The organism is Haemophilus pittmaniae (assembly GCF_900186995.1).
Lineage (GTDB): Bacteria > Pseudomonadota > Gammaproteobacteria > Enterobacterales > Pasteurellaceae > Haemophilus_D > Haemophilus_D pittmaniae.
The window spans coordinates 1,379,959-1,405,925 of sequence record NZ_LT906463.1 but is presented as its reverse complement, the minus strand read 5'-3'; the positions used below and the strand labels follow the sequence as shown (position 1 = coordinate 1,405,925).

General features: G+C 43.1%; 22 protein-coding genes and 2 pseudogenes. 10 read left to right on the top strand and 14 right to left on the bottom strand.

The genetic code is table 11. From position 1 onward, the window contains the following. Positions 1-41: 41 nt before the first annotated feature. The 4 genes from CKV74_RS06885 to CKV74_RS06870 all read right to left on the bottom strand — a co-directional run bounded on the left by CKV74_RS06885 (position 42) and on the right by CKV74_RS06870 (position 7,133). Positions 42-890 carry a DUF808 domain-containing protein gene (locus tag CKV74_RS06885; protein WP_095176922.1) on the bottom strand — a complete coding sequence of 283 codons (849 nt, stop codon included), beginning with the start codon at positions 888-890 and terminating at the stop codon, positions 42-44. A 27-nt stretch (positions 891-917) separates the two neighbouring features. Further along, positions 918-3,041, bottom strand: coding sequence for a DNA polymerase III subunit gamma/tau (gene dnaX, locus CKV74_RS06880; RefSeq protein ID WP_007243189.1), 2,124 nt, complete (start codon positions 3,039-3,041; stop codon positions 918-920). Then, positions 3,041-3,583: an adenine phosphoribosyltransferase gene (gene apt / locus CKV74_RS06875; protein ID WP_007243208.1), complete on the bottom strand. Its 543-nt coding sequence runs from the start codon at positions 3,581-3,583 to the stop codon at positions 3,041-3,043. The genes dnaX and apt overlap by 1 nt, the downstream gene beginning before the upstream one ends. A 241-nt stretch (positions 3,584-3,824) precedes the next feature. Further along, positions 3,825-7,133, bottom strand: a complete 3,309-nt coding sequence (locus CKV74_RS06870) for a S8 family serine peptidase (RefSeq protein ID WP_007243216.1) — start codon at positions 7,131-7,133, stop codon at positions 3,825-3,827. Between the two features lie 197 nt (positions 7,134-7,330). On the opposite strand from CKV74_RS06870, the gene galE reads away from it, so the two are divergent. The 5 genes from galE to trhP all read left to right on the top strand — a co-directional run bounded on the left by galE (position 7,331) and on the right by trhP (position 14,381). Continuing rightward, positions 7,331-8,347: a UDP-glucose 4-epimerase GalE gene (gene galE, locus CKV74_RS06865; protein WP_007243193.1), complete on the top strand. Its 1,017-nt coding sequence runs from the start codon at positions 7,331-7,333 to the stop codon at positions 8,345-8,347. A gap of 147 nt (positions 8,348-8,494) precedes the next feature. Next, a complete protein-coding gene (locus tag CKV74_RS06860) occupies positions 8,495-9,754 on the top strand; it encodes an MFS transporter (RefSeq protein WP_007243195.1) in 1,260 nt (419 codons plus the stop codon). Positions 9,755-9,850: 96 nt separating this feature from the next. Next, entirely contained in the window at positions 9,851-10,495 is a 645-nt protein-coding gene (gene adk / locus CKV74_RS06855; protein WP_007243213.1) for an adenylate kinase, read from the top strand. A 71-nt stretch (positions 10,496-10,566) separates the two neighbouring features. Then, positions 10,567-12,687 carry a hypothetical protein gene (locus tag CKV74_RS06850; protein WP_231897291.1) on the top strand — a complete coding sequence of 707 codons (2,121 nt, stop codon included), beginning with the start codon at positions 10,567-10,569 and terminating at the stop codon, positions 12,685-12,687. A gap of 317 nt (positions 12,688-13,004) precedes the next feature. Further along, the gene (gene trhP / locus CKV74_RS06845; RefSeq protein WP_007243196.1) at positions 13,005-14,381 is read left to right on the top strand and encodes a prephenate-dependent tRNA uridine(34) hydroxylase TrhP; all 1,377 of its coding nucleotides are present in this window, start codon (positions 13,005-13,007) and stop codon (positions 14,379-14,381) included. Between the two features lie 413 nt (positions 14,382-14,794). Here the strand turns inward: trhP and CKV74_RS06840 are convergent, their stop codons facing one another. Further along, on the bottom strand, positions 14,795-15,130 hold the full coding sequence (locus CKV74_RS06840; RefSeq protein WP_007243191.1) for a zinc ribbon domain-containing protein YjdM: 336 nt from the start codon (positions 15,128-15,130) through the stop codon (positions 14,795-14,797). Positions 15,131-15,221: 91 nt separating this feature from the next. Between CKV74_RS06840 and CKV74_RS06835 the strand changes: the two genes are divergently transcribed. Continuing rightward, the gene (locus CKV74_RS06835) at positions 15,222-15,779 is read left to right on the top strand and encodes a YtfJ family protein (RefSeq protein ID WP_095176921.1); all 558 of its coding nucleotides are present in this window, start codon (positions 15,222-15,224) and stop codon (positions 15,777-15,779) included. Between the two features lie 235 nt (positions 15,780-16,014). On the opposite strand, the gene rlmKL is transcribed toward CKV74_RS06835, so the two are convergent. From rlmKL to CKV74_RS06810, 5 genes and pseudogenes are all read right to left on the bottom strand, one after another. Continuing rightward, positions 16,015-18,153 (bottom strand): bifunctional 23S rRNA (guanine(2069)-N(7))-methyltransferase RlmK/23S rRNA (guanine(2445)-N(2))-methyltransferase RlmL, encoded by a 2,139-nt coding sequence (gene rlmKL / locus CKV74_RS06830; RefSeq protein WP_095177142.1) that lies wholly within the window; start codon positions 18,151-18,153, stop codon positions 16,015-16,017. Positions 18,154-18,231: 78 nt separating this feature from the next. Continuing rightward, the gene (gene mutH, locus CKV74_RS06825; protein WP_007243184.1) at positions 18,232-18,897 is read right to left on the bottom strand and encodes a DNA mismatch repair endonuclease MutH; all 666 of its coding nucleotides are present in this window, start codon (positions 18,895-18,897) and stop codon (positions 18,232-18,234) included. Continuing rightward, the gene (locus CKV74_RS06820) at positions 18,894-19,451 is read right to left on the bottom strand and encodes a methylated-DNA--[protein]-cysteine S-methyltransferase (protein WP_095176920.1); all 558 of its coding nucleotides are present in this window, start codon (positions 19,449-19,451) and stop codon (positions 18,894-18,896) included. Before CKV74_RS06820 ends, mutH begins: the two co-directional genes overlap by 4 nt. Positions 19,452-19,514: 63 nt before the next feature. Then, on the bottom strand, positions 19,515-20,903 hold the full coding sequence (locus CKV74_RS06815) for an outer membrane protein transport protein (protein WP_007243197.1): 1,389 nt from the start codon (positions 20,901-20,903) through the stop codon (positions 19,515-19,517). Positions 20,904-20,986: 83 nt separating this feature from the next. Continuing rightward, positions 20,987-21,314, bottom strand: a pseudogene (locus tag CKV74_RS06810) (zinc ribbon domain-containing protein YjdM). A 111-nt stretch (positions 21,315-21,425) separates the two neighbouring features. Between CKV74_RS06810 and CKV74_RS06805 the strand changes: the two are divergent. Continuing rightward, positions 21,426-21,986, top strand: a complete 561-nt coding sequence (locus tag CKV74_RS06805; RefSeq protein ID WP_095176919.1) for a YtfJ family protein — start codon at positions 21,426-21,428, stop codon at positions 21,984-21,986. A 32-nt stretch (positions 21,987-22,018) separates the two neighbouring features. Here CKV74_RS06805 and CKV74_RS10610 read toward each other — a convergent pair whose 3' ends face one another. Both CKV74_RS10610 and CKV74_RS06795 read right to left on the bottom strand, forming a co-directional pair. Beyond that, complete coding sequence (locus CKV74_RS10610; protein WP_039847908.1) at positions 22,019-22,186, bottom strand: anti-sigma factor family protein; 168 nt, start codon at positions 22,184-22,186, stop codon at positions 22,019-22,021. An 11-nt stretch (positions 22,187-22,197) separates the two neighbouring features. Next, complete coding sequence (locus CKV74_RS06795) at positions 22,198-22,746, bottom strand: sigma-70 family RNA polymerase sigma factor (RefSeq protein ID WP_095176918.1); 549 nt, start codon at positions 22,744-22,746, stop codon at positions 22,198-22,200. A gap of 113 nt (positions 22,747-22,859) precedes the next feature. Between CKV74_RS06795 and CKV74_RS06790 the strand changes: the two genes are divergently transcribed. Beyond that, positions 22,860-23,180, top strand: coding sequence for a hypothetical protein (locus CKV74_RS06790; RefSeq protein ID WP_007243190.1), 321 nt, complete (start codon positions 22,860-22,862; stop codon positions 23,178-23,180). A gap of 62 nt (positions 23,181-23,242) precedes the next feature. Here the strand turns inward: CKV74_RS06790 and CKV74_RS06785 are convergent. Further along, positions 23,243-23,569 (bottom strand): annotated as a pseudogene (locus tag CKV74_RS06785) (DALR domain-containing protein); the annotation flags it as partial. Between the two features lie 115 nt (positions 23,570-23,684). Between CKV74_RS06785 and CKV74_RS06780 the strand changes: the two are divergent. Both CKV74_RS06780 and purM read left to right on the top strand, forming a co-directional pair. Beyond that, positions 23,685-23,972 (top strand): YfcZ/YiiS family protein, encoded by a 288-nt coding sequence (locus CKV74_RS06780; protein ID WP_007243188.1) that lies wholly within the window; start codon positions 23,685-23,687, stop codon positions 23,970-23,972. Positions 23,973-24,114: 142 nt separating this feature from the next. Next, positions 24,115-25,149: a phosphoribosylformylglycinamidine cyclo-ligase gene (purM, locus tag CKV74_RS06775; RefSeq protein WP_007243199.1), complete on the top strand. Its 1,035-nt coding sequence runs from the start codon at positions 24,115-24,117 to the stop codon at positions 25,147-25,149. Positions 25,150-25,275: 126 nt separating this feature from the next. Here purM and CKV74_RS06770 read toward each other — a convergent pair whose 3' ends face one another. After that, positions 25,276-25,890 (bottom strand): OmpW/AlkL family protein, encoded by a 615-nt coding sequence (locus tag CKV74_RS06770; RefSeq protein ID WP_007241409.1) that lies wholly within the window; start codon positions 25,888-25,890, stop codon positions 25,276-25,278. Between the last annotated feature and the right edge of the window lie 77 nt (positions 25,891-25,967).

Genomic DNA, 25,967 nt, shown 5'->3' with positions numbered 1-25,967 from the left:
TATTAGAGTTGATTTTAAAAACCTGTATTTCGTTGCTTGACTTATTTTTTTATCAAACGCAAGGCCGGTAATACCACAGCGCAAGCTAAAGCACCAACGACTAAACCGACAATTAAATTGGCCAGATTTTCTAGCATGCCATCTAACAAGCCGTAGTTTTCCAACCAATGATGCAACCAAGGCCAGTTATGTACAAAAATACCGCCCCCCACTAAGAACATCGCCAAGGTGCCCAACACGCTTAAGGCGCGCATAAATTTCGGCATTACCCATAAAATACCTCGTCCTGAGGCCGCCGCTACTCCACCTTTACGCATCAGATACAGGCCAAAATCGTCGGCTTTTACGATTAAACCAACCAAACCATACACAAAAATGGTGATCGCTACGCCAATCACGCAGAGACTAATGATGCGCGTAGTTAATTCGCTTTCCGCTAGCACGCCAAGAGCGATAATAATAATTTCCGCCGAAAGGATGAAATCGGTACGTACTGCCCCTTTGATTTTTGCCTGTTCGTTAAACGCGCCAACCGCCTCTTCGGTTTCCTCATGCGGTAACCATTTATGTAGCAGTTTTTCCACACCTTCAAAACAAAGGTAAGCACCGCCTAGCATCAATAAAGGAATGATGGCAACCGGTAGGAACGTAGAAAGTAATAAAGCCAATGGAATTAAAATAGCTTTATTGGCTAATGAGCCCTTAGCTACCGCCCAAACGATGGGTAATTCCCGTTCAGCAGTGGCACCGGCTACCTGATTGGCATTCAATGCCAAATCATCCCCTAACACACCGACAGTTTTTTTGGTCGCGGCTTTGGTCATTAACGCCACATCATCTAACAGGGATGCAATATCATCCAATAAAGTAAAAAGCGAACTAAACGCCATTGTATTTCCTTAGAGAGTAAAAAAAAATTATACGGGACGGATGCTTTCAACATCCAAAACAGCAGCAAATTCCTTTTGCAACAACAGGATCTTTTTATCCTGTTGGAGAGCTTCGCGTGCCTTATCACTTAATTCGCGATAGGTCGCTTGGCGATAATCCATCGGAGTACGCACATCAGAATCATCTAATTGCACGTTTAATTGCAAAGGTTTCTCCAGAAAACGGCTAAGCGCTCCGGCCAAGGCTTCAATATTCCGCGTTTGGCGCAAATGGACCTTGTCGGAATGCAATCCGAGATTAAGAGTATTTTCATCCTGACTCAGCAAAAAGCAATTCAGCGCCAATTCTTTGCTAAAGCCGCTAATACCACAACGTTCCACCCAATCAGTCCAAGGATCTTGAACCTGCGTGATAGCAATAATTTTATCCCGCAATTCCGGCGTAATGCCCTGCAAAATCGCCTGTTTGATTTCCGATGGACGCACACCGCTATCGAATTTAGCCAATTCAGGATTACTCCATTCCCAACGGTAGGTTTCGGCATCCAGGCATTCCTGTTGCTCGATTTCCTGTTCTTCCTCCGCCATATCCTGATTATCTTCCATGGTATTTTGTAAGCGGGAAAAACTTTCCGGTACCTCAGCTTGAACGCGCACCGTTGCTTGTGGGCGTTTTTTCGGTGGCGTCATTTTGATAATCGGCAGCTCGGTTAACCCGGAGGATTTTTGTTGTTGCGCAACCTCCAAGGCTTCCAACTGCTGACGACTTTGTTGCAACGCCTGTGCTTCCGCCGCCTTTTGTTCCTGGCGCTCCGCCTGTTCCATTGCCGATAAATGATTAAGCGCTTGCAACGCGGCAAAGGCCGGCAAATCCAAATTACCTGAAGAGGTTGAGGTTGCACTCAGTGCTTGAGGTGGTGGCACTGATCTAGCAGTTTTCTGGGTTTGTTGGGAGGAATAGGTTGCTTTGATATTTTGCGACAACACCCGCATTTCAATAGCTTCCGCAGAATTATCCGGCGGAGTTGAAATGGGCTGAACCCTTTGCGGGTTAGCCTTGGGTGCTGCCGTAAGGAACTTTGGGTGGAATGCCAACGCCCTCAATAACGTCATTTCCGCACCGATACGGCGATTTGGAGCGGCATTTAATTCTTGACGACCGCTGACAATCACTTGATAGAAAAATTGTACGTCTTCCGGAGCCATATGCTTAGCTAAAAAAGCCAAATGATCGTTTTCATCCTGAGAAGCATTACGCAACAATTGTAATAGCGCTATTTGGTGCAGTTTTTCTGCCGTTTCGGTCAGTAATTCATCCCAGTCGCCCGCTTTATCGGCAACCGTTTGAATGGTTTTCATCAACCGTTCGCCATTACCTTGATGCAAGGCATAAATAATCTCAAGGGGCTGATTTTCATCCAATAAACCGAGCATGGCATTTACGGTTTCCAACTCAATTTTGCCATTGCCCATAGCGATGGCTTGATCCGTGAGGCTTAAACTGTCACGCACACTCCCCTGCGCTGCTTTGGCTAATTTATCCAAAGCCGCATCCACAAATGGGATTTGCTCCGCAGTCAAAATTTTATGCAAATGGGCACTGATTTGTTTGTCATCCAAGGCTTTTAGATGAAACTGCATACAGCGCGAAAGAATGGTAATCGGTAATTTTTGTGGATCCGTTGTAGCCAGTAGAAATTTGACATATTCCGGTGGCTCTTCCAGGGTTTTTAATAGCGCGTTAAACGAATGACGTGACAACATATGCACTTCATCGATCAGATACACCTTATAACGACCGACTACCGGCTTATATTGTACGTTGTCCAATAATTCTCGGGTGTCTTCCACTTTAGTACGGGAAGCCGCATCGATTTCGATTAAATCAATGAAGTTACCCGCTTCAATGGCTTTACAATTTTCACATTCTCCGCAAGGCTCGGCGGTGATCCCGTGCACGCAATTTAAGCCCTTAGCAAACAAACGGGCAATCGAGGTTTTACCGACGCCACGGGTTCCGGAAAAAAGATAGGCATGATGTAGCCGATTTTCCCTTAAGCCATTTTCCAATGCGGCCAACACATGCTGTTGTCCCACCACATCGGCAAAGGTTTGTGGCCGCCATTTACGGGCCAACACTTGATAGCTCATTAATGTCCTGCAAAATCAACTAAGGTGAAACATTCCACGCCAAGCGCAGTTAAACGGCTTTGGCCGCCCAAATCCGGTAAATTAATTACAAATGCAGCATCTTTTACTTCACCGCCTAGACGTTGTACTAATTTCACGGTTGCTTCGACGGTTCCGCCAGTCGCCAATAAATCATCAATGACTAACACTTTATCGCCTGCCGTAATCGCATCGGTATGCATTTCTAAAGTATCTTCGCCGTATTCCAATTGATAACTTTGAGCAATAGTTTCACGCGGTAATTTGCCCGGTTTACGCACTAATTCAAAAGGCAAATTTAATGCTAAAGCGACCGGCGCACCAAAAATAAAGCCACGGGATTCTGTTCCCAGCACCTTGGTCAGGCCTTTATCCTTATATCGTCCGACAATAAGGTCAACTACCGCATGAAATGCGGCCGGATTTTCCAACAAACTGGTAATATCACGGAAAATAATCCCCGGCTTCGGATGATCGGGAATGGATTTAATGGCGGATTTGATTAATTCAAGTTGTTTATTCATAACGCGTTCTCAATAATACGGCCTGTCATACAAAGCGCGCATTCTAGCATAAAAATTTAAAAAATAACCTAGGGTAAAGGGCAAATAAAACGCCCCCTTGACTCACAAAGTTTTTCTAAAAACAACACCTAACACATTGATTTTATTAGTGTTAATTTAAAAATCTAATTTTTACCCCTTCATACTGCTATTGCCCCAGAAAAAAGGCGCCGAAATGGCGCCTTCGAGGGAAGCCTTTTAATTAAAACAGAAAGCGTAATTCCGCATTAATGTTATTCGCTTTGGTATTGTGGTTATAGGCACCTTGGTAGCCTAATTTCACACTAAGTGCCGGTGTGATACGGGCTTGTAGTGCAACCCCTGCGGTCATCACATCTTTCAACGGTTCGCTATAAACATTGGCACTACTTTGATTATTAATCTGCAAGCGGCCTTCCGTTGCCCGATCCTTGTGGAAACGGTGATAAGCCACATCGCCGGTCAAATCAAACTGTACTCCACCGGCAATAAATGGAATGCTCGGCCGCACCCCAACGGAAGTCACCACCACATCACGATTATTTTCGTTTAAGGTAATTTCTCCGCGGCTGGCACCTTTGCTTTTCACATGCATATAACCAACAGCAGCATAAGGCTCTAATGTAAAGCCTTCGGTTGGCCACAGGTTATAACCCAATTCAGCAAACACATCCTGGGTTTGACTATTGGTTTTAAGATGTTGCAAAGCACCAACACGTTGTTCATGTTTGCCCCAAGTTTGGATGAAGCCTACTTTTACACGGGCTTGAGCAAAATGCTGTTCGCCATAAACACCTAAATGCAACGCCCGATCCTTGGAACTCTGTTCCACTTTATGACGGCTTTGGGTTGCCCCAAAGAACAGACCAAGTCGGCCATTCTCGTTTAACGCAAAATCCGCACCAAGCAATTGGTTATAGCTATGGCTGGTGAGGTTATCCGTTGTCAAACGGTTGAAACCGGCGGTTGTCCAAAGCTGGGTTGCACTATTGAGTTTAACCCGTTGGACCGCTGTTTGGTTGAGCTGTTGACGCAACATAAAATCATTTAAGAAATTATGTTGTTGTGCGCGCAAATCACTATCGTAATTCAATTGATCAAAGATCCGATAGGCATTTTGACGATTTGATAATAACAATCCTGAATAGAGCGAACTTGTCGTTGCGGCATCCAATGCATTAGCCAATGCCACTTCATTAGCCGTACGGGCAATAGTGGACATCGCTTGTTTTTTCGCCGTAACCTTTAACCGGTTGCCATTACTTTCATTACGCAAACTAAAGAATGCATAGGAATCTTGTCCCCCCACCAGTGCTTGTTCCGCACCACGGAAATGGCCACTACCTTCAACGCTAATCGGTTGCTGCACATTCTGAGCTGCCTGCGATAGAATTTTTTCATCTAAATTAGGGGTAAGCATGGCGCCTTCAGCAAAGGTTACATCCAAATTGGCCACGCCATCATTTAACAACAAGCTACCGCCCTGATTAATTGTTGCCGTCACCGTTTGTGCTGTCGCAGTAATATTTTCTCGTTGTAAACCGGTGGCACTTGGTCTCACCACAGTAGCGGAAGTTAATACATCCAATCCTGCCCCCTGATTCACCACCACATTTTCTGCAGTCGCGAGAGATTGATTCAATCCGGCTAATACGCCTTGATTCACGATAATTTTGCCAGTGAACGTATTATTACCGGTGAGGGTTAAAGTACCTTGACCATTTTTCACTAACGCACCTTGATAGCCTTGGAGAGCCCGTGCATTGCGCGCAGCTTCACGGGCAAGCCCTACTTGATATTCGGCTTGTTCTTCCGCTGTTGCCCCTGCGCGATTCTGCATTAATGCGGCTAATTGGGCTTTACGCACAGACCAGGTTTGAGCTTCGGCCTGATCTTCTAATTGGCGGGCTTTGATTGCTTTATCGCTAATATCGTTCGACCACAGATCATTTTGATCCAGATTAACCTTAAATTCACCTAACAATTGCCCCGGCCCAAACATGGCTTTTCCTAAATCCAAAATACCCCAGCCCCAGACTTTGCTTGGTACGCCTTGAGCACTTTCCCAGCGTTCTAGTGGCTGACCTTCCAGACCTTTACGCAAGGTGGTTTGTCTTGCAGTGGTCAACATTACATCACGCGCCTGATCCGCACTCATATAAGGATAACGGGACAAAATTACCCCTAGCGCGCCACTCACATGCGGTGCAGCCATTGAAGTACCACCGGAGGATTTATAGATTGGACTACCATAATTGTCGTTATTGACGGCTCCGTAGTCATCCTCATTCATAATGTGTACATACGCCGAATAAATATTCGTTGCCGGTGCAGCGATCGTCCACCATTTAGCATCACCCGCGTAGTTATAAATCTGAATATCCGAGGATGCGGCTCCGTAACTGCCACTTGCGTAATCATAATATTTGCTCCACCATTTATTGGTTGGTGTCACATCATTTGGATAACCATCACCGCCCCGTTGGCCGGTAACATTCACCCAATATTTTTCCGCATCGGGACGGAAATAAGGCAAGGAAGCGCGGGTAAAGGATTCAGCCATCAAACTACGGTTTCCCGCGGTAAAGACCTGCACTAAACCTTTCTCTTTAGCCACTTCATATGCGGCATCCAAGAAACTCTTTTCTCCCTGCGTAGCAAATTGATAATAGGCTTTGGCTGCTTCCTCGCGATCCTTCAAATACATAACATCTTTTTCATTGGTGGTTTCGGTAATGTTGGCAATATCCATCATCGCAACACCATATCCAGCGATTTCCTGCCATTGGTAGTTCGATGCCGAATCGGTGGAATAACCTTTCGCTCCAGTAAAAGCGGAATTAACCCGACGATTAGAGCCCCAACTATTATTAATAACCTTGGCACCATTGGCCGCCAATTGAGAATAACCTTGCAGGAAAAATTCATAGTCCTGATTCGGCCCATAAGTCATATTATCGGTGCCGCCGGTATTTGCCGAATACAGGTTAGCGCCAAAGGCCACCCCGTGCATTCCTTCGCCATTACGGCTAGCCGCCATAGTTCCGCCCACATGGGTTCCATGGGAGTCATTGATGCCCTTATGCCATCCGCCATCAATACTAAAGGCCCCACCCTTTACGAAATCGCCATTATTGTTTTTATCAAAGTTACGTTTGCCGTTGCTATCAAAAGGTTGGTCTTTGTTCAACCCACCAAAACCAAATTTGGCATCAGGATAGCGCATCCCATCTTTGCTATATTTGCCCGTACTCACCACCGTATGAATACGGCCGTCTTGAAACTCTGGATGGCTCATCAACACCCCAGAATCCATTACACCGATATTCACACCTGAACCATTAAAGCCCATAGCATAGGCGGTAGAGGCATTCATGGAGACCAGCCCCCAATCTTTTAAATATTCTGCCGATTCCCAACTACTGGTATTGCCACTTTGCCCCTGTTCTTGGTAAGCCATAATATTGGCTGCATAAAAACCGACGGCAAGAGCTAATGCCGTTTTTTGAAAACTCATCACTTGTTTTTTCATCAGATATTCCTTTATGTTGTTTTTTTCAACAAATTGCGGATAACGCTAAACCTAGATCATGTGGCATTGCCACCGCCTCATTCTGCACCGTGGGATAATGTGACTCAATGATGCAAGTCAAACTTCCGACAAATTTAGCGATTGTCAAAATCAATGCTATAATCTGCGCACTTTTTCTTATGCAAGGACTATATCCCATGGCTATTTTAGTAACTGGCGGTGCAGGCTATATCGGTTCGCACACCGTGGTGGAATTATTAAATGCAGGTAACGACGTGGTTGTTATCGATAATCTCTGTAATTCTTCAGAAAAATCCCTTGATCGCGTCAGCCAAATCACCGGCAAAACAGCCAAGTTTTATCGCGGCGATATTTTGGATCGCGCATTGTTACAACAAATTTTCCAAGAAAATCAAATTGATTCGGTGATCCATTTTGCCGGGCTTAAAGCCGTCGGTGAAAGCGTACAAAAACCGGCAGAATACTACCTCACCAATGTTGCCGGCACGATTGTGTTAGTGCAGGAAATGAAAAAAGCCGGTGTATGGAATTTAGTGTTTAGTTCATCGGCTACGGTATATGGCGATCCACAAATTATTCCGATCACCGAAGATTGCCCGGTGGGTGGCACTACCAATCCTTACGGTACGTCGAAATACATGGTGGAGCAAATTTTGCGCGATGTGGCCAAAGCTGAAAACCAATTTAGCATGACCATTTTGCGCTATTTCAACCCGGTGGGGGCCCATGAAAGTGGTTTAATCGGCGAAGATCCGAACGGTATTCCGAACAATTTATTGCCTTATATCAGCCAAGTGGCTATCGGTAAATTGGCGCAACTGTCCATTTTCGGTAGCGATTACGATACCCACGATGGAACCGGGGTACGCGATTATATCCATGTGGTTGATTTGGCTATCGGTCACTTAAAAGCCCTAGAACGTCATGCTGGTGATGCCGGTTTGCATATTTACAACCTCGGCACCGGTAGTGGCTATTCGGTATTGGATATGGTACATGCCTTTGAAAAAGCCAATGACATCCGTATTCCATACCAATTAGTGGCTCGCCGTCCGGGCGACATTGCGACCTGCTATTCCGATCCGTCACGCGCCGCCCAAGAATTGGGTTGGACCGCCAAGCGCGATCTCACCGCAATGATGAAAGACACTTGGAATTGGCAAAAAAACAATCCAAACGGCTACCGTGATTAATTAGCCGCGTCACATTTTTCACCCTGTAAATCACACCTAATAAAATCAATATGTTAGGTGTGATTTTTTAAGAAACAATCAAAAACAAAGGGGCGTTTAATGTCACATTTAAACGCTCCATTGATTTGCTAGAGCAATATCCCCGTTATGTCCGCCACCCTCACTTCACAAATCATGAGCCGTAAAATGCTCATCTGCATATTTACCGGCTTTAGCTCCGGCTTACCACTTTTTGTGCTGTTACAAATGTTGCCGGTATGGCTCACCGATCAAGGACTCTCGATTGAACTAATTGGTGTCGTAACCGGTACCACCATGCCCTATGCATTAAAATTTTTATGGGCACCACTCCTTGACCGCTACTTTCCGCAATTTCTCGGTCGTCGTCGTTCTTGGCTATTGGTTTCACAGTTGGCATTGTTAGTTCTGCTGTATTTGATTGGTTTGTGCGATCCACGCAGTCAATTAGCGTTGGTTGCCAATCTGGCGTTAGGAATAGCCTTTTTCTCCGCCACTCAAGACATCGTTTTAGATGCTTACCGCCGAGAAATTTTAAGTGATAACGAATTGGGTCTGGGAAATACCATTCATATCAATGCTTACCGCGTAGCTGGGCTAATTCCGGGCGGTTTGTCATTATACTTGGCGGAATTCTATCCTTGGCCATCGGTATTCCTATGGACAGCCTGTTGCATGCTGGCAGGTATTTTTATGACACTATTTTTGGCGCGTGAAGTTCCTTTGCCAGCGATTGACCGTAAACAACCCTTTTATTTGGCCTTTTGGGTGCCACTACAGGAATTTTTACAACGAAAAGGGATTAAGCAGGCAATCGGCTTCTTACTATTTTTGTTCCTATATAAATTCGGTGATTCCTTTGCTACCACACTACAAACCAAATTCATCTATGACATGGGGTTTAGTAAGGAACATATTGCCTTAGTCGTCAAAAGTACATCATTATGGGCAAGCATTTCAGCCGGCTTGGTTGGTGGTGTCATCATGCTCAAATTAGGCATTAACCGTGCCCTTTGGCTATTTGGCTTGGTACAAATGGTCACCATCGGGGGATTTATTTGGTTGGCCGGATTTGGCCATTTCGAACAGGTCGGTTCGGTGGAATTATGGAAATTAGGCTTGGTGATCGCGGCTGAATATATCGGAGTCGGACTTGGCACCGCTGCCTTTGTGGCATTCATGGCGCGTGAAACGAATCCGCTTTATACTGCGACACAACTGGCATTATTCACCAGTTTGGCGGCATTGCCGAGTAAAGGCTTGGGGATGTTATCGGGCTATACGGTAAGTGCTATCGGCTATTATTATTTCTTTTGGCTTTGCCTACTGTTGGCAGTGCCTGGAATGCTTTGTCTGTATTGGGTTGCCCCTTGGCGGGAAAAGGCTTAAATAAGCATAAAAACCCTCTGGAAATTGTTGTTTTTTATTGACCATTCAATACTTTAACGGTATTTTAAGCGGGTTTATTTTATTGGAGAAAATCGTATGAAAATTATTCTATTAGGTGCACCAGGTGCCGGTAAAGGGACTCAAGCCCAATTCATTATGCAAAAGTTCGGTATTCCACAAATTTCTACCGGTGACATGTTCCGTGCTGCAATTAAAGCCGGCACCGAATTAGGCAAACAAGCTAAAGCCTTGATGGATGAAGGGAAATTGGTACCGGATGAATTAACCGTAGCATTGGTTAAAGATCGTATCAGCAAACCGGATTGCGCCAATGGATTCCTATTAGACGGTTTTCCTCGCACCATTCCACAAGCCGATGCATTAAAAGATTCCGGCGTAAAAATCGATTATGTATTGGAATTCGATGTACCGGATGAAGTGATCGTTGAACGTATGAGCGGACGCCGTGTCCACCAAGCCTCCGGCCGTTCCTACCACATCGTTTACAATCCACCAAAAGTGGAAGGAAAAGATGATGTGACCGGTGAAGATTTAATTATCCGTGCCGATGACAAACCGGAAACCGTATTGGATCGTTTAGCGATTTACCACAAACAAACCAGTCCATTAATCGACTATTACCAAGCAGAAGCTGCTGCCGGTAATACTCAATATTTCCGTTTGGACGGTACTCAAAAAGTTGACGAAGTGAGCCAACAATTAAATAAAATCTTGGCGTAATGCTAAAAGACCTAACCGCGCTTTCTAAAGTGCGGTTAATTTTTTGCCTATTTTAGGAGTTTAAGGACATTATGAGTAAAAAAACTATAGGTTTAACCCTTTCCGCCGTAGTGGTTGCCCTAGGCATCGGCGCCCAATTTTATACCAACCACAAAGTGGATCAGGTGTTAGCGAATTTCCCTTATTCTTTAGATACCCAACTCAGCCTTCAAGTCGCGCAAACCGGCAAAAATTTTCTTAGCCGCGAACTGACCTTTAGTTTGCAAAACAGCGACAAGCAAAGCACTGATATTATTACCACCAAACTCACTACGCTGCCTTTCTTTATCACGGCTGAATCCAGACTATCCGAGCAATTGACTCGCCAATTAAACAAAAACCTCAATATCAATTTGGATAAAACTGTGATTAACAGCAAATTCTCGCCAGTCGGTGATTATTTGCAGTCAGATGTTTCCGCAGAATTCCGTGATTTTGCCAATAAATCGCAAAATTTGCTAATGACCTTACACCTCTTGAAAACCCAAGAAGTGAAACTCAGTACCAGCCTTAGTGGGTTTAACTACGATAACAACAGCAAATTGGAAAAAATCGACGGCCGATTACGTTTAATTCCAACCGCTCGTAATCAGTACGATTTGGCTGAAGTAGAATTGACAGCTGAAAAAGCTGAAGCGGATTTGTTAAATGGCGAAAATACTAAAATTCAACTGAAAAACGCCACCTATAAATTTGCCGTAAACCATACCGCGAACGGCCAAAAACGTGATCTTAATACGCAATTCAGCAGCGATATTTTACGCCTTTCCAATAAAAACCGAACCAATGAAGAAAACCAAACAACTATTGGTGGATTGAATTTATCCCTACGCCAAGAGGGCGTACCGAACAGTTTGAATTTCTACAATGAATTTAAAAAACTGGATCCAAATCATCAAAACGCCAAGGAATTAATCAATCTACTCACTGCGATTTTTACTCAAAACGAACACTTTGATGGCAAATTATCGGTATTATCGGTAAATGTGCCAAAAAATAACCAACCTTATTTTAATCTGACCAATGCTACCCTGAGTCTGAATCAAAATAATACCGATCTTAACTATGCGGATATTGATTTAACCCTCAATGCGGAAAGCGTCAAACAAACCCCAGCAGATACCAATAAACAATGGCAAGCAAACAATTTTGCCCTAAGTTATCAGCTTAAGGATTTAAATCTCACCAATGAATTAGCTTTCATGCCTTATTATTTAGCGCTATTTAATCAAACTGAGCCGCCAGCTAAGGATAATAGCGAGTTTTTACGCTTGAAGGATAATTGGGTAAAAGGTGCTGCAACATCGGGTGAAGGCAATTTAAACGTTCAATTGGGGGCTTTCGACTATGCGGAATTAAAACTGGAAAAAGTCCAATTTAGCGAAAAATACGCCAGCCTGGACAACGATCAATACGATGAAACCCTGAGTCTCAACGCGGCTAAGGTCAGTCTGCCAAAATACGCGGTACAATTGGAAGATTTCAAATTTAATCTGCCATTGAAGATCAATCATCATCAGAATTTTGCAGCTGCACAATTTTGTAATAATGGGCTTTACTCCGTTCTTTGCAGAACCCAGTTAAGCTCGGCAACGCTGCAAAAATATCAGAATAATCAGTGGAAAGATTTGGATATGATTGCAGACAATGTCGCTCTCACCTTCAACTTAAATACCTATCCGGAAACCCAAGCTTATCCGGTCGCCTTGGATCTTGATGCGATCATCAGCCCGGCAGAGGATGATAAAAATAGTCCTCTTGGTAATGTAGAAGCAACGGCTCACCTCAATTTAGCCAAAGGCTTAATTGATGAAACCAATGAAGCTGTGTTAAAAATCAAAAACGATACCCCATTCTGGCAATATTTACGTCTCAGCATAAAACCACAGGGCCGTTTGGCTCCAGAGTTTGTCGAAGAAGGTGAAAAATATCAGCTTACCTTTGAGAAAAATGAAAATGGTTATTTGATTAATGGCAAATCTTCTGAAGATTTACGCCAAGAGCGTGAAATGCTCCCAAATGAGAATGCCGATGAGTCTGAGCCTATGGAGGCCGAACCAGCAGAAGCTGAGCCTGCAGCAGAATCACAACCGGCTGAAGTAAAACCCGAAGCAACGCCGGAAACTGCTCCGTCAGAAAAAACGACACCATAACACAGACCTTCAGGGCGGTTATCAACCGCCCTATTTTTTACCCGCAAGTAAAAACCTTGTCACTTTCAATTCGCTTTTAAATCACCATTAATAAAATCAATGAGTTACAATCTATTTTTGAGAAAAATAATAAAATCACCACCGCATTATAATGTCACATTTTATTTTTTAATAACCACCATCTTTATAGCTCTTATTGGAATTTAACGCCCTCGTCCATTGTGCCCTTTACCTCATGGCAAAATCCCCCTACAATGAGCGCCCATTTTGGCCTGCCTGAGGTAGGCTACTGACCTGACATCAGACTAGAGAACAATATGACTTTTAAACCAGAACTCCTTTCCCCAGCCGGCTCCTTAAAAAATATGCGTTATGCCTTTGCTTACGGTGCTGACGCCGTATATGCCGGCCAACCGCGCTATAGCCTGCGGGTGCGTAATAATGAATTTAATCATGCCAATTTAAAAATCGGTATCGATGAAGCCCATGCCTTAGGCAAAAAATTCTATGTGGTAGTCAATATCGCGCCACACAATTCCAAGCTAAAAACCTTTATCAAAGATCTGCAACCGGTGATCGATATGGGGCCAGATGCGCTAATTATGTCCGATCCCGGTTTAATTATGCTGGTACGCGAACATTTTCCAAATATTGATATTCATCTTTCCGTACAGGCGAATGCGGTAAACTGGGCAACGGTAAAATTCTGGAAACAAATGGGGTTAACCCGTGTGATCCTTTCCCGCGAGTTATCCTTAGAAGAAATCGCTGAAATTCGTGAACAGGTACCGGATATCGAAATCGAAATTTTCGTACACGGCGCTCTCTGCATGGCCTATTCCGGTCGTTGCCTACTTTCCGGCTATATTAATAAACGCGATTCCAACCAAGGTACTTGCACCAATGCTTGTCGTTGGGAATATAAAATGGAAGAAGGACGGGTTGATGAAGTGGGTAATATCGTACCGAAAGTCGATCCGGCTCAACAAATTGCCGTAAAAAATGTTGCACCAACCCTAGGCGAAGGCGCGGTGACCGATAAAGTGTTCCTATACACAGAATCACAAAAACCCGATGAACCAATGACAGCCTTTGAAGATGAGCATGGCACTTATTTTATGAATTCGAAGGATTTGCGTGCCGTGCAACATGTGGAAAAACTCAGTCAATTGGGAGTACATTCCCTGAAGATTGAAGGCCGCACCAAATCTTTCTACTATTGCGCACGTACTGCACAGGTGTACCGTAAAGCAATCGATGATGCCGCTGCAGGTAAACCATTCGATGAAAGTTTATTGGATACCTTGGAATCCCTCGCCCACCGCGGCTATACCGAGGGTTTCCTACGTCGCCATACCCACGATGACTATCAAAACTACGATTACGGCTACTCTATTTCCGAACGCCAACAATTTGTTGGCGAATTTACCGGTAAGCGCAATGAACAAGGTATGGCCGAAGTTGCGGTGAAAAATAAATTCCTTCTCGGAGATGAAGTCGAAATGATGACACCAAAAGGCAACATCCTGTTTAAAATCACCAAGATGCTTAATCGGAAAAATGCTGAAGTGGATGCTGCACTAGGTGATGGCCATTTTGTATTCCTTGATGTCCCTGCGGATATCGACCTGGATTACGCGCTACTCATGCGTAATTTGGTCAACACCAACACTCGCAATCCACATCAAAAATAATTTGTTAAAAAAATGTTGCATTTGTTAAAGAAATTTCTATAATGCACGCCATACCTGATTTGTTATTCAACAACTCATAGTATGACTCCAAATATATTTGGCCCTTTCGTGATTGAAAGGGCTTTTTTTTATCTTCTGCTGCTACTTTCTTACTGATATTTCTAATTTCTTGATTTATTCAGAAATATGTCACATTTATTTTTTGTTTTTTATCAACACAAATAAAATCAATGAGTTACAACCAATTTTAAAAGAAATTATAAAAATTTAAAGCGCGTTTTAATGTCACGTTTTACCTCTGTGTACATCAACCGACTTGGATAAAACGCAATACTCAATTGCACAAGCAAGAAATCAAAAACAAAAACGCGTAACCAAGGTTACGCGTTTTGCTCAACGGAAAGCATCCTTCCCTATGCTTTTTTCAAAAACTCCGATTTCAATGAAAACGGTTGACCGTCGATTTTGCAGTCAACATCATGATCGGCATCAACTAAACGAATATTTTTCGCTTTAGTCCCTTTTTTCAATACGATCGATGAGCCTTTCACTTTTAAATCCTTAATTAGGATCACATCATCGCCGTCCTGCAATACATTACCATTGCTATCTTTTACGATAAATTTATCGGTTTGCGCTGCCATATCGGCCTCATTCCATTCATTACCGCAATCCGGGCAGACAAAATTCACACCATCGTGATACACATATTCGCCCTGACATTTCGGGCAATGTGGAGTTTGTTCCATCGTATTTTCCTTCTATTTAAGTATAATGCGCGCGGAGTATAGCAAAAAAGCCCGGTTCTCCCAAACGGGCATCAAGTAAAAGGAAAATTCTATGCAAAAAATAATGCGATATACCTTACTCACCGGTTTATTGTTTGCAGCTTCCGCCGGCGCCCATCAAATCCAAGCGGGCCAAATGCTGCCGCAGGTGGCCGTTAGCGATAAGGGCGAAATAGTGCTAAATAATGCCGATGTAGCCTATCAATCTTGGAGCTCATCGGGGTTGCCGGGCAAAGTGCGTGTTGTGCAACATTTTGCCGCCCGAACCGCCGCGAAGGAAAAAAATCAGGCGTTAGTGGATGCCATTAAGGGGGCTCATTTCAATGCGGCGAAGTATCAAACTACTTCCATTATCAATGCCGATGATGCGGTTATCGGTACCGGTATGTTTGTCACCAGCAGCGCAGAAAAAGGTAAAAAAGAAAACGCCCATAGCCAAGTGGTGTTAGATGCCAAGGGTGCAGTAAAAAAAGCTTGGGGCTTGCGGGAAAAAGACAGCGCAATTATTTTGTTGGATAAAACCGGTAAGGTTCAGTTTGTTAAGGAAGGACAATTGACTGCCGCCGAAGTGCAAGAAGTGATTGAACGTATTAAGCAATTAAGCCAATAATCCAATAAACGGAAATTTCCGCTTATTTTTGCTTCGCCTTGCCTCCGTTGAGTTAGGGGGTTGACGTTTGGACAAGCTGGCGAAATAAAAAGCCTTCCGATTTCGGAAGGCTTTGGCTTTTTAAACGCCCCTTCAATTTCAAGAGTTTTTGCCAAAATGGCATCTAACTCATTGATTTCATTGATATTACTTTAAAAACGAAATTATCTAATGGGCGTAACCGGTCACACAACGATTAATCTGCCTGAATCAACCAACAATTATGGATATGTTTATTGCGTTCAAAATCCAAGGAACGCACTTTGTCGGAAATTTCCAGTGCAGTTAAACCCAATGCGGTTAAACCATCAAAATCCATTTTAAAGCCGCGTTTATTGTTGGAAAACACGATACAGCCATGCGGACGCAAAATGCGTTTTAGATTCTTCATGAGCTTAATGTGATCGCGCTGCACATCCCAACTCTCTTCCATCCGTTTAGAATTGGAGAAGGTTGGCGGATCGATAAAAATTAAATCGAATTGGCGATCACATTTTTCCAACCACTGCAGGCAATCCGCTTGAATCAATTTATGCTGGCGACCTTCTAACCCATTCAGTTGTAAATTTTGATCCGCCCAATTCAAATAGGTATTCGACATGTCCACCGTAGTGGTTGATTTGGCCCCACCTAAGGCGGCATGTACCGTCGCCGAACCGGTGTAGGCAAAGAGATTTAAGAAATCCTTGCCCTTCGCCATTTCTCCGAGCATTTTGCGGGTAAGACGATGATCCAAGAAAAGGCCGGTATCCAAATAATCGGTCAAATTCACCCATAAGTCCGCGTTATATTCGCGCACATAAAAATACTCGCCCTTATTGGCTAATTTCTCATATTGTTGGCTGCCTTTTTGTTTTTGACGCACCTTCAGAATCAATTTATTCGTTTCGACTCCGGTAACCGCTAAGGTTGCTGAGACCGCATCCAATAAGCGCTGGCGGGCTTTGTTTTCATCGATACTTTTAGGCGCCGCATATTCCTGCACCACAATATGATCCTTGTAGCGATCCACCGCCAAATTATATTCGGGTAAATCCGCATCATACAGACGATAGGCTTCAATGCCTTGTTTTTCCGCCCATTTCTGTAATTTCTTGATGTTTTTTTGCAGGCGATTGGCAAAATCCTGCGCAACCTCCGCACTCGGATGGGTAACCGCAAGCGATTCTTCCGCTGAACTTGCATCGTTGCGCTCGCTGATTTGATAATTTTTCTGCACGCACTCTAAGGGGCCATTTTTCGCCTTAAATTGACGGGCTGCACGCATCCGTAAGCAATCCAATAAATTAACTTCGCTACTAAAAATCGATGCCTGCCAACCGCCGAATTGACTTTTTAGACGGCTACCAAATACCGAATAAAGGGCAATTAATGCCGGTGTTGTGCCAAGACGTTCACCATATGGTGGGTTACAAATTACCGTCCCTTGTTGCTGTGGACAAGGATTTTTCAATGCGGCCACATCTCCCTGTTTAAACTGAATCCATTGGGCCACCCCTGCACTTTGGGCATTTTTCTGTGCTTTCTGTAATACCCGATGATCCAAATCGAAACCGTAAAAATGTCCTGCTGGTTGTGTTTCCGCATAGGCTTTAGCTTTTGCTATCGCTTCATTTTTAACCTTTTCCCAAGCCGCTTGATTATGCCCTAGCCAATAATCGAAGCCCCAATGTAAACGATAAAGCTGCGGTGCAATTTGTGCTTCCATCTGCGCGGCTTCAATTAATAGAGTGCCTGAACCACACATTGGGTCAACTAATGGTGTCCCCATTTGCCAACCGGAACGCAACACAATAGCGGCAGCAAGGGTTTCACGTAATGGCGCTTGTCCGCTATCTTGACGATAACCGCGCAAATGTAGCGCATCACCGCTTAAATCCAAGGAAATGATCACCTCTTGACGATTTAAATATACATGGATCCGCACATCCGGATTTTCCTTATCTACGTTAGGGCGAGCCTTGCCGCGACACTCGAAATAATCGACGATGCCATCCTTCACCCGCATTGCACCAAATTGACTATGTCGGATATCCTCGTTAGTGCCGTTAAAATCCACAAAAAAGCTGACTCGCTCATCAAAATAATTAAGCCATTCGATGCCGACAATAATCGCATAGAGATCCAAATCACTGTAAATTTTGCCTTCGCTTATCGGTAATAAAATACGTGAGGCCAAACGTGACCATAGTAGGCTGCGATATAGGGTTTCATCATCGGCCTGGTAATGGACACCGCCCTGTGCCACTCGGCATTGTTCGGCGCCCAGCGAAATAAGTTCGGATTTAAGGAGTTCTTCAAAGCCACGGGCTGTGGTTGCAAATAAGGATTTCATCGGCATTCTCTGCTAATTAAATGGGCGCGGATTATAGCATAGTTTACTTTGAATGCCCGCCTTTCGGCGGACATTAAATCAGCAGGGTTGTTGAAAATTCTGTAGGATACGGGCTGTAAATTCTTTACGCAAATAGAAGCCTAACGGCAAGGTATCAATAATTTGACCATTAGCATCAATGCCTTTAGTGAGCGCTCGGCTATTGGCACCTTTGGGACGCAACTGTAATACTTCACCAATACAGGCGGTAATTTGCTCCAATTTGCCCAACACGATGTAATCCATCAGTTCTTCCCAATCCTGTTTGAGTTGTTGCTCTTCGGTCGGTGATGGCTGCCATAAAATTGGTTGACCAATATGCCGTTCGGCAAGTGGAATATGACGGCTGCCCTCCACCGGGATCCATAATACCTTTGCCAGCTTATAGCGCACATGCGATGTTTGCCAACTTACTCCAAGGGTTTGTAATAAGGGAGCTAAACTCACAAAGGTCGTTTCTAAAGGATAACCTTTTTCATCGATCGGTAAGGTTTTTAATTCAATCCCTAAATGGCAAAAATCCTGCTCTGCTTTACTCCCTGCCGTTGCGCCAAGTGCGGTTTCAAGCAACATACCAACCCATCCCTTATCACGTTTTAAATCGGGCGGTACACAGATATGTAACTCCTCGGCTAGCTCACCAAAGGTTAAGCCGGCAATGGATTGGGCTCTTGCCAATAAGGCTTGTTCGGATTGTGGGATCATGCGTGATATTTCTTTAACAATTTCGGTTTAACGTATTCTACGCCTTTATCCAGATAAGCAATTTTTTCCAATTGCAATAAAAAACGCTTGGCCGGTAAGCCACCACCAAAACCGGTAATTTCGGCTTTTTTACCGAGAACCCGATGACAAGGAATAATAATACTAATCGGATTAGCCCCTACCGCGCCTCCCACTGCTCGCACCGCTTTAGGATTATTGATGCTTTCGGCCAATCCACCGTAACTGGCGGTTTTACCGTAAGGAATCTGACGCAATGCACACCAAATTGCTTGTTGAAAGACCGTACCTTGAGGGGCCAAAGGGATATCCTCAAAGGTTTCTGCTTCGCCGTTAAAATAACGGGTTAAAGCCTCTCGAACTCGTTGAAAAAGCGACAAGTCCTCGCGCAAAATCCAATGGGGGTTGGGCGTAGTTTGCTCCAATTCACAATCCAGATTTGTTAGATTTTCACCATCGGAAAGCATTAATAAACGACCAATCGGAGAATCGTAATAGGTGTAAAAAAGTGTTGGCGTATTTTTCTTGTGAGTCATTTTTTATCCAAAAATAAAAGGCACCCAAACAGGGTGCCTTATTATGCTTGAATGCGCCTCAAATTAGAAACTGTAATTGAGGTTTAAACCATAAAGGTTAGCACTAGCTTTGGATTGATAATCCGCCTGAACTTCAATTAAACCACCGGCTAAACTTTGTTTTTCAGTAAAGTTAAGTTTTTTACCACGTAGATGGGCAAAACCGGCATCAATTGATAAATTCGGCGTGAATTTGTAGGTTGCACCAACGCTATACCATGTGCGATCGGTATCCGGAATAGATGCACTGGCGTGAGTATTTGGTGCAGCCGCTTCATCGTAAGCAATACCGGCACGTAGTGTTAGCTTGTCGTTAACATCATAACTAAAACCTAAGGCTGTACGGGAATTACTACTATATTGTTCTTCCTTATGTAGCGCCACTGAACCATTATCATAGGTTGCATGTAAATTTTTAAAACGTCCCCACTGAGTATATTTATAGCTATAGTGCATCGCTAATTTATCGGTTAACTGATGGAAGCCAGAAAACTCGACATAGCCCGGCAAATGTAGGGTTAAGCCGCCTTCATTCACATAAAATGCTACACCACCGGTGGCTGTACGTTGCAAACTTAATGCTGCACGATCTTTAAAATCAATATCCACTTTTGAATGGTAGGCCAAACCGATACGGTTGCGTTCATTAAATTGATACATCAAACCGGCATTCCAACCGAATCCCCACGCATTCTTATCCTGTAAATGGGTCACTACCGTATCACTTTGTACACCGCTAAATCCGGCCAATGCACCTGCAATACGCGGAGACAATGGCAATACACCAGCACGAGAAGCAGCAATAGCGTTGCTAATTGCATTACTCAACACACCAGCCCGACGCTCAATTTCAGCTCTCGCATAAACCGCATTCACACCAAGACCAACACTAAATCCCTCAGTCACCCGATAAGAACCGCTTAGATTTAAATTGATAGCACTTAAATCCGTGGTACCACCAAACACACCTCCACTATAAGTATGTTCATATTCACTTTTCAGACCAAAGTTTACGTTCATACCGCCACCGACTGCGAATTTGTCGTTGAGTGGCGCAACAAAGTACATATTTGGAATCAGTGAGCCTGGAACTACGCTATTATGGGCTGCAGAAGTTGAGGCCAAGGTATGGCTACCGGTAGGTAAATTCGCCTTCACAGTAATCGGGCCATTCATATGGATACGCGAATCCACATAAACGCCACCGGCAGAAAATTGATTGGTTTTAAACAGACTCATTAATGCTGGGTTAGTCGCAACCACCGACGCATTATCCGCCATTGCAGCTTCACCGGCATAAGCACGGCCAAGACCAACACTAGAAACTTCCGCTAACTGGAAAGCGGCTGCATTTGCACCACCAGCAGCCAATAAGGTAGCTACTGCGAGCAGTGATTTTTTGAATGTTTTCATTGGTTTCCTTAAATAATTATCTTATTAAAAAGCGGCTGAATTCTAATGCCCTAGGGAATCGACCGCTCTTTTATTTGGAATTCTTAAGCTTTTTTCAAGAACTCAGATTTCAGCATGATTTTGCCACAATCTACATTGTGATCACCGTTTACCAGACGGATGTTTTTGAATTTAGTGCCTTTCTTTAACACTTCAGATGAACCTTTTAATTTTAAATCTTTAATTAAAAGCACATCATCACCATCGGATAACAAGTTACCGTTGCTGTCTTTAACAATTAGTTGATCTTCATCGGTTTCAACTGTTTCGTTACCATTCCACTCATTGCCACAATCTGTGGCAAACAAAATTTACAGAATAATGATAAACATATTCGCCTTTACATTTTGGGCAAGCTGGCATTTGATCCATTTCTTTTTCCTTCTTTATCTGATTTAAGCAAAGTATAATGCGCACGGAGTATAACAAAAAAGTGACTATTCGCCAAAAAATGGGCAATTTCACGGAATTTATGAGGTATTTATGAAAAAAATCATGCTTTTGAGCGCTGTGATGGGGAGTTTAATCTCAGTTAATGCATTCGCTCACAATATCCAACCTAGCCAACTTTTAGCGAACGTAACGGTTTCAGATAAGGGCGAAATCACTTTAAATGGCAATGATGTGGCGTATAAACCGTGGGGCTCAACAGCATTGCCAGGCAAAGTACGAGTGATTCAACATATTGCAGGCAGAAGTGCGGCAAAAGAGAAAAATCAAGCGATGATCGAAGCCATCAAAGCCGCTCATTTTAACCAAGCTAAATATCAAACCACGACGATTATTAATGCTGATGATGCTGTTGTGGGCACGGGCATGTTTGTGAAAAGTAGCGCAGAAAAAGGCAAAAAAGAAAATGCCCACAGCCAAGTGATCTTAGATGATAAAAGTGCGGTCAAAAATGCATGGGGATTACGTGAAAAAGACAGCGTGATTATTTTGCTTGATAAAACCGGCAAAGTGCAATTTGTGAAAGAAGGTAAATTGACGGATGATGAAATCAAAGAAGTCATTTCTCGTGCAACAGCGTTAATTGCGAAGTAATAGAGTAATAAGCGGAAGTTGTCTTCCGCTTTTTATCCCTTGAAATCCTTCATTAATTTTCTCAATGTGCCGCAATTTCGTTGAAATTTGCGGCAATGTGTACAGATGGCAAGATGCAAATTGAGCCCAATTTTTTCTTTGGTCATTAATTGTCGTTCTTGAGTATCTGAAATAAGGCGAGTCGCTTGGCGACATTTCATAAAGTCACTCCTTAAAGTTTATGAGATAAGCAGTTTTGAAGTTGTAAGCGGGCACGATAGAGTGTTGTGTGCAAGTTACTTATGGTTAGTTGATTTTCTTGGCAAATTTCTTCAGAAGATAATTCCAAAAATTCTCTCATCATAAAAATCTTGGCTTGTTTGGCGGGTAAGCAAGTTAAGCAAGTTTCAAAAATCAGCCAAAACTCTTCGGAATAGACCGCACTTTCGCTCTGTTCAAGATCAAGAGGGGAATGTTCAGCTTTCCAGTGTCCACCTTCATCAAAGAAATGATTGGTTTGTTCTTCATCTTCCATTTCGGTTTCCAGTACAAATTTGCCTTTCTGACGAAGAAAATCGATGATTTTATTTTTTAAGATAGCAAAGACCCAGGTCTTAAATGCCGATTGTCGTTTAAATTGCTCAAGATGGTTAAATGCACTTAAAAAACTCTCTTGCACTAAATCTTCAGCTAATACAGCATTGCCCACCTGTAATGTGGCAAATTTCAGCATTTGCTCTCTAATTTGTGTCAGTTCTTTATCGGAAATTCCGGTTTCCATATTTTTTCCTTGGAAAATGTGTAAGAAAAAGGTTCCTTATCCGTCTAATGATGATGAAAGGGGAAGACCTTTCTAGATAACGTTAATTATTCACAAATTAAGGAAGATTCAAAATGAAAAATATTACTGCAAAAACAACCTTTACTGCTATTGCTGCACTTTTCTTCGCAACCAGTCTTTATGCGACCGATATGAAATCTAATGAAATGTCGATGGCAAAAGATCCCATGCCGATGACAAAAGACGCTATGCCAATGCAAAACGACAAAATGGCATCTGATGGAATGATGAAATCTCATGATATGAAATCTCACGACATGAAAATGGATAATATGAAATCAGAAGGCATGAAATCTGATGATATGAAAACAAAAGAAATAAAAGCAAAAGAAATGAAGAAAAAAGCAAAAACAATGGAGACCCCAAAAATGTAATGCTTTCTTCTTAAAAGAAAAACTGCGGTCAAATTGACCGCAGTTTTTGTATCAAAGTGAGATTATTGTTTACGCCACGTCGTGCCGTTAGCACCATCTTCTAACACGATACCCATTGCCGTAAGTTCATTACGTGCCGCATCCGCAGCAGCCCAATCTTTAGCTGCACGAGCTTCGTTGCGTTGTTTGATAAGCGCTTCAATTTTTGCGACTTCATTATCGTCAGAGCCAGCTTGTAAGAATTTTTCTGGATCTTGTTGAAGTAAACCTAAGATACCTGCTAATTCACGTAAACGAGCCGCGAGACCATTGGCTTTTTCGGCACCTTCAGTTTTCAATTTATTGATTTCATGTGCCATTTCAAATAAGACAGAAAGGGCATTCGGAGTGCAAATGCATTCCCGATAATCCCCTGCTGTTCCGACCAGTTTTTAGGGATTCTTTGGCGCCTTTTAGCAAACATGCTAGAATGCGCCGTCTTTTATTTAAATTGAGGAAAACATTATGTCGGTACAATGCAAAGCAGAAGAATCTCTAACCTGCAGCTGCGTCGATGTTGGCACCATTATTGATGGTTCTGATTGCTGCGTAGTCATTGATCAAGTTTATGCAAACGAGGCAGATGCCCAAGCCGCCTTGGCTAAGTTCACCGAAAAAGCCCGCAAAACCGAAAGCGAGCCTTGCCAAATCCAAAGTGCAATCAATCCGGTGGAAGGCGGAGTGCAATTAAAAGCTAACTTTACCTTTAGTTGCCAAGCTGAAGCTATGATCTTCGAATTAGCCAACCGTTAAAATACATTCTCTATTTTGACCGCATCTTCAGATAACTGAGATGCGGTTATTTTTTCTAAAATTGCGCGGTAAAATTAATCGCAAACGTTTGCGCAACCTGATACAATCAGCCCCGTTTTTTACAACTACAAAGGAAAACCCCGTGAGCACATCATTAAGCTATAAAGATGCCGGTGTCGACATCAACGCCGGTAATGAATTGGTTGAACGTATTAAACCTCATGTCAAACGCACTACCCGTCCGGAAGTTATTGGCGGATTAGGCGGGTTTGGCGCCCTTTGTGCCATTCCCGGTAAATACAAAGAGCCGATTTTAGTTTCAGGTACTGATGGGGTTGGCACTAAATTACGTTTAGCAATCGATCTGAAAAAACACGATACTATCGGCATTGACCTAGTCGCGATGTGTGTTAACGATTTAGTCGTTCAAGGTGCTGAGCCTTTATTCTTCTTGGATTATTACGCTACCGGAAAACTGGATGTGGATGTCGCATCCGATGTCGTAAAAGGCATTGCTGAAGGTTGCATTCAATCGGGATGCGCATTGGTGGGTGGTGAAACTGCTGAAATGCCGGGCATGTATCATGCTGGTGACTATGATTTAGCCGGTTTCTGTGTTGGTGTAGTAGAAAAATCCCAAATTATTGATGGCAGTCAAGTAAAAGCTGATGATGCATTGATCGCACTTGCTTCTAGCGGACCTCATTCCAACGGTTATTCTTTAATTCGTAAAGTGATTGAAGTCTCTGGCGTAAATCCGGCAGAAGAACAATTAGCCGGCTATCCGCTAAGCGAGCAATTATTAGCCCCAACTAAAATCTATGTAAAATCGATTTTAGCATTAATCAAACAGGTAAATGTACACGCCATCGCCCACTTAACTGGCGGCGGTTTCTGGGAAAATATTCCGCGTGTATTACCTAAATCCGCCAAAGCGGTTATTGATGAAAAAAGCTGGCAATGGGCACCTGTATTCAACTGGTTACAGGAAAAAGGCAATATCGATCGCTATGAAATGTACCGCACCTTTAACTGTGGCGTAGGAATGGTTATCGCATTACCACAAGAAGATGTAGAAACTGCCTTAGCTATCTTAAAACAATCGGGTGAAACCGCTTGGGTAATCGGCAGTATTGAAAGTGCCCAAGAAAATGATGCACAAGTCATTATTAAATAATTGAGCTTTACTATCAGCTTAGATTGTTGTCATTTCACAACGAAAAAAGCCATAACGCTGAAAGATTAAAAAAGTTAAATAAAAAAAGCGATACTCAAGGTATCGCTTTTTTTATACTAATATGATTTAAAAACGGTAACCTAAACCCACAAAATAGATTGTTGGGTCAAGTTTTACTGAGACCGTATGGTGTTGACCAGATAAATCAAAACTTGCTTTGCTTTTAATTTTGGCGTACCACACAGCAGCATTGAGATAAAGATTCTCAGCAAGTTTAATATCCATACCGGCATTCACAATCGGACCAAATGAATCTTTCAATTTCAGATTAGATACACCATCGAGCTTGGCTTTTTCACTGAAAAATGTGGTGTAGTTAATCCCTGCACCAACATAAGGACGAACTTTAGCATCCTTATCGAACAAATAATATTGTGCATACAAACTTGGTGGCAAATGTTTAGTTTTACCTACTAAATTAGAACCTAACTTGATTTCATGGCTAAACGGTGTCGCCGCAAGCAATTCCACACCAATATTATCGGTGAACATATAAGTGCCGGTTAAACCCAATTGAGTATTATTGTTCACTTTAAATTTAAAGACATCGCTGTCGGTTCGAGTATGTGTATCCACAAGAATGGCACCACCTCTAACAACGACATCACCTGCCTGATGCGCATTTGTAAAACCAGCTAGTAATGCAGCGCTTAACCCCAACGCTAATACTGTTTTTTTCATTTTTGACTCCTTAAGTTATTTTCTTTTAGATATAACATTCCATCTCAAGTTATATCTTTATACAAAATACCTATTTT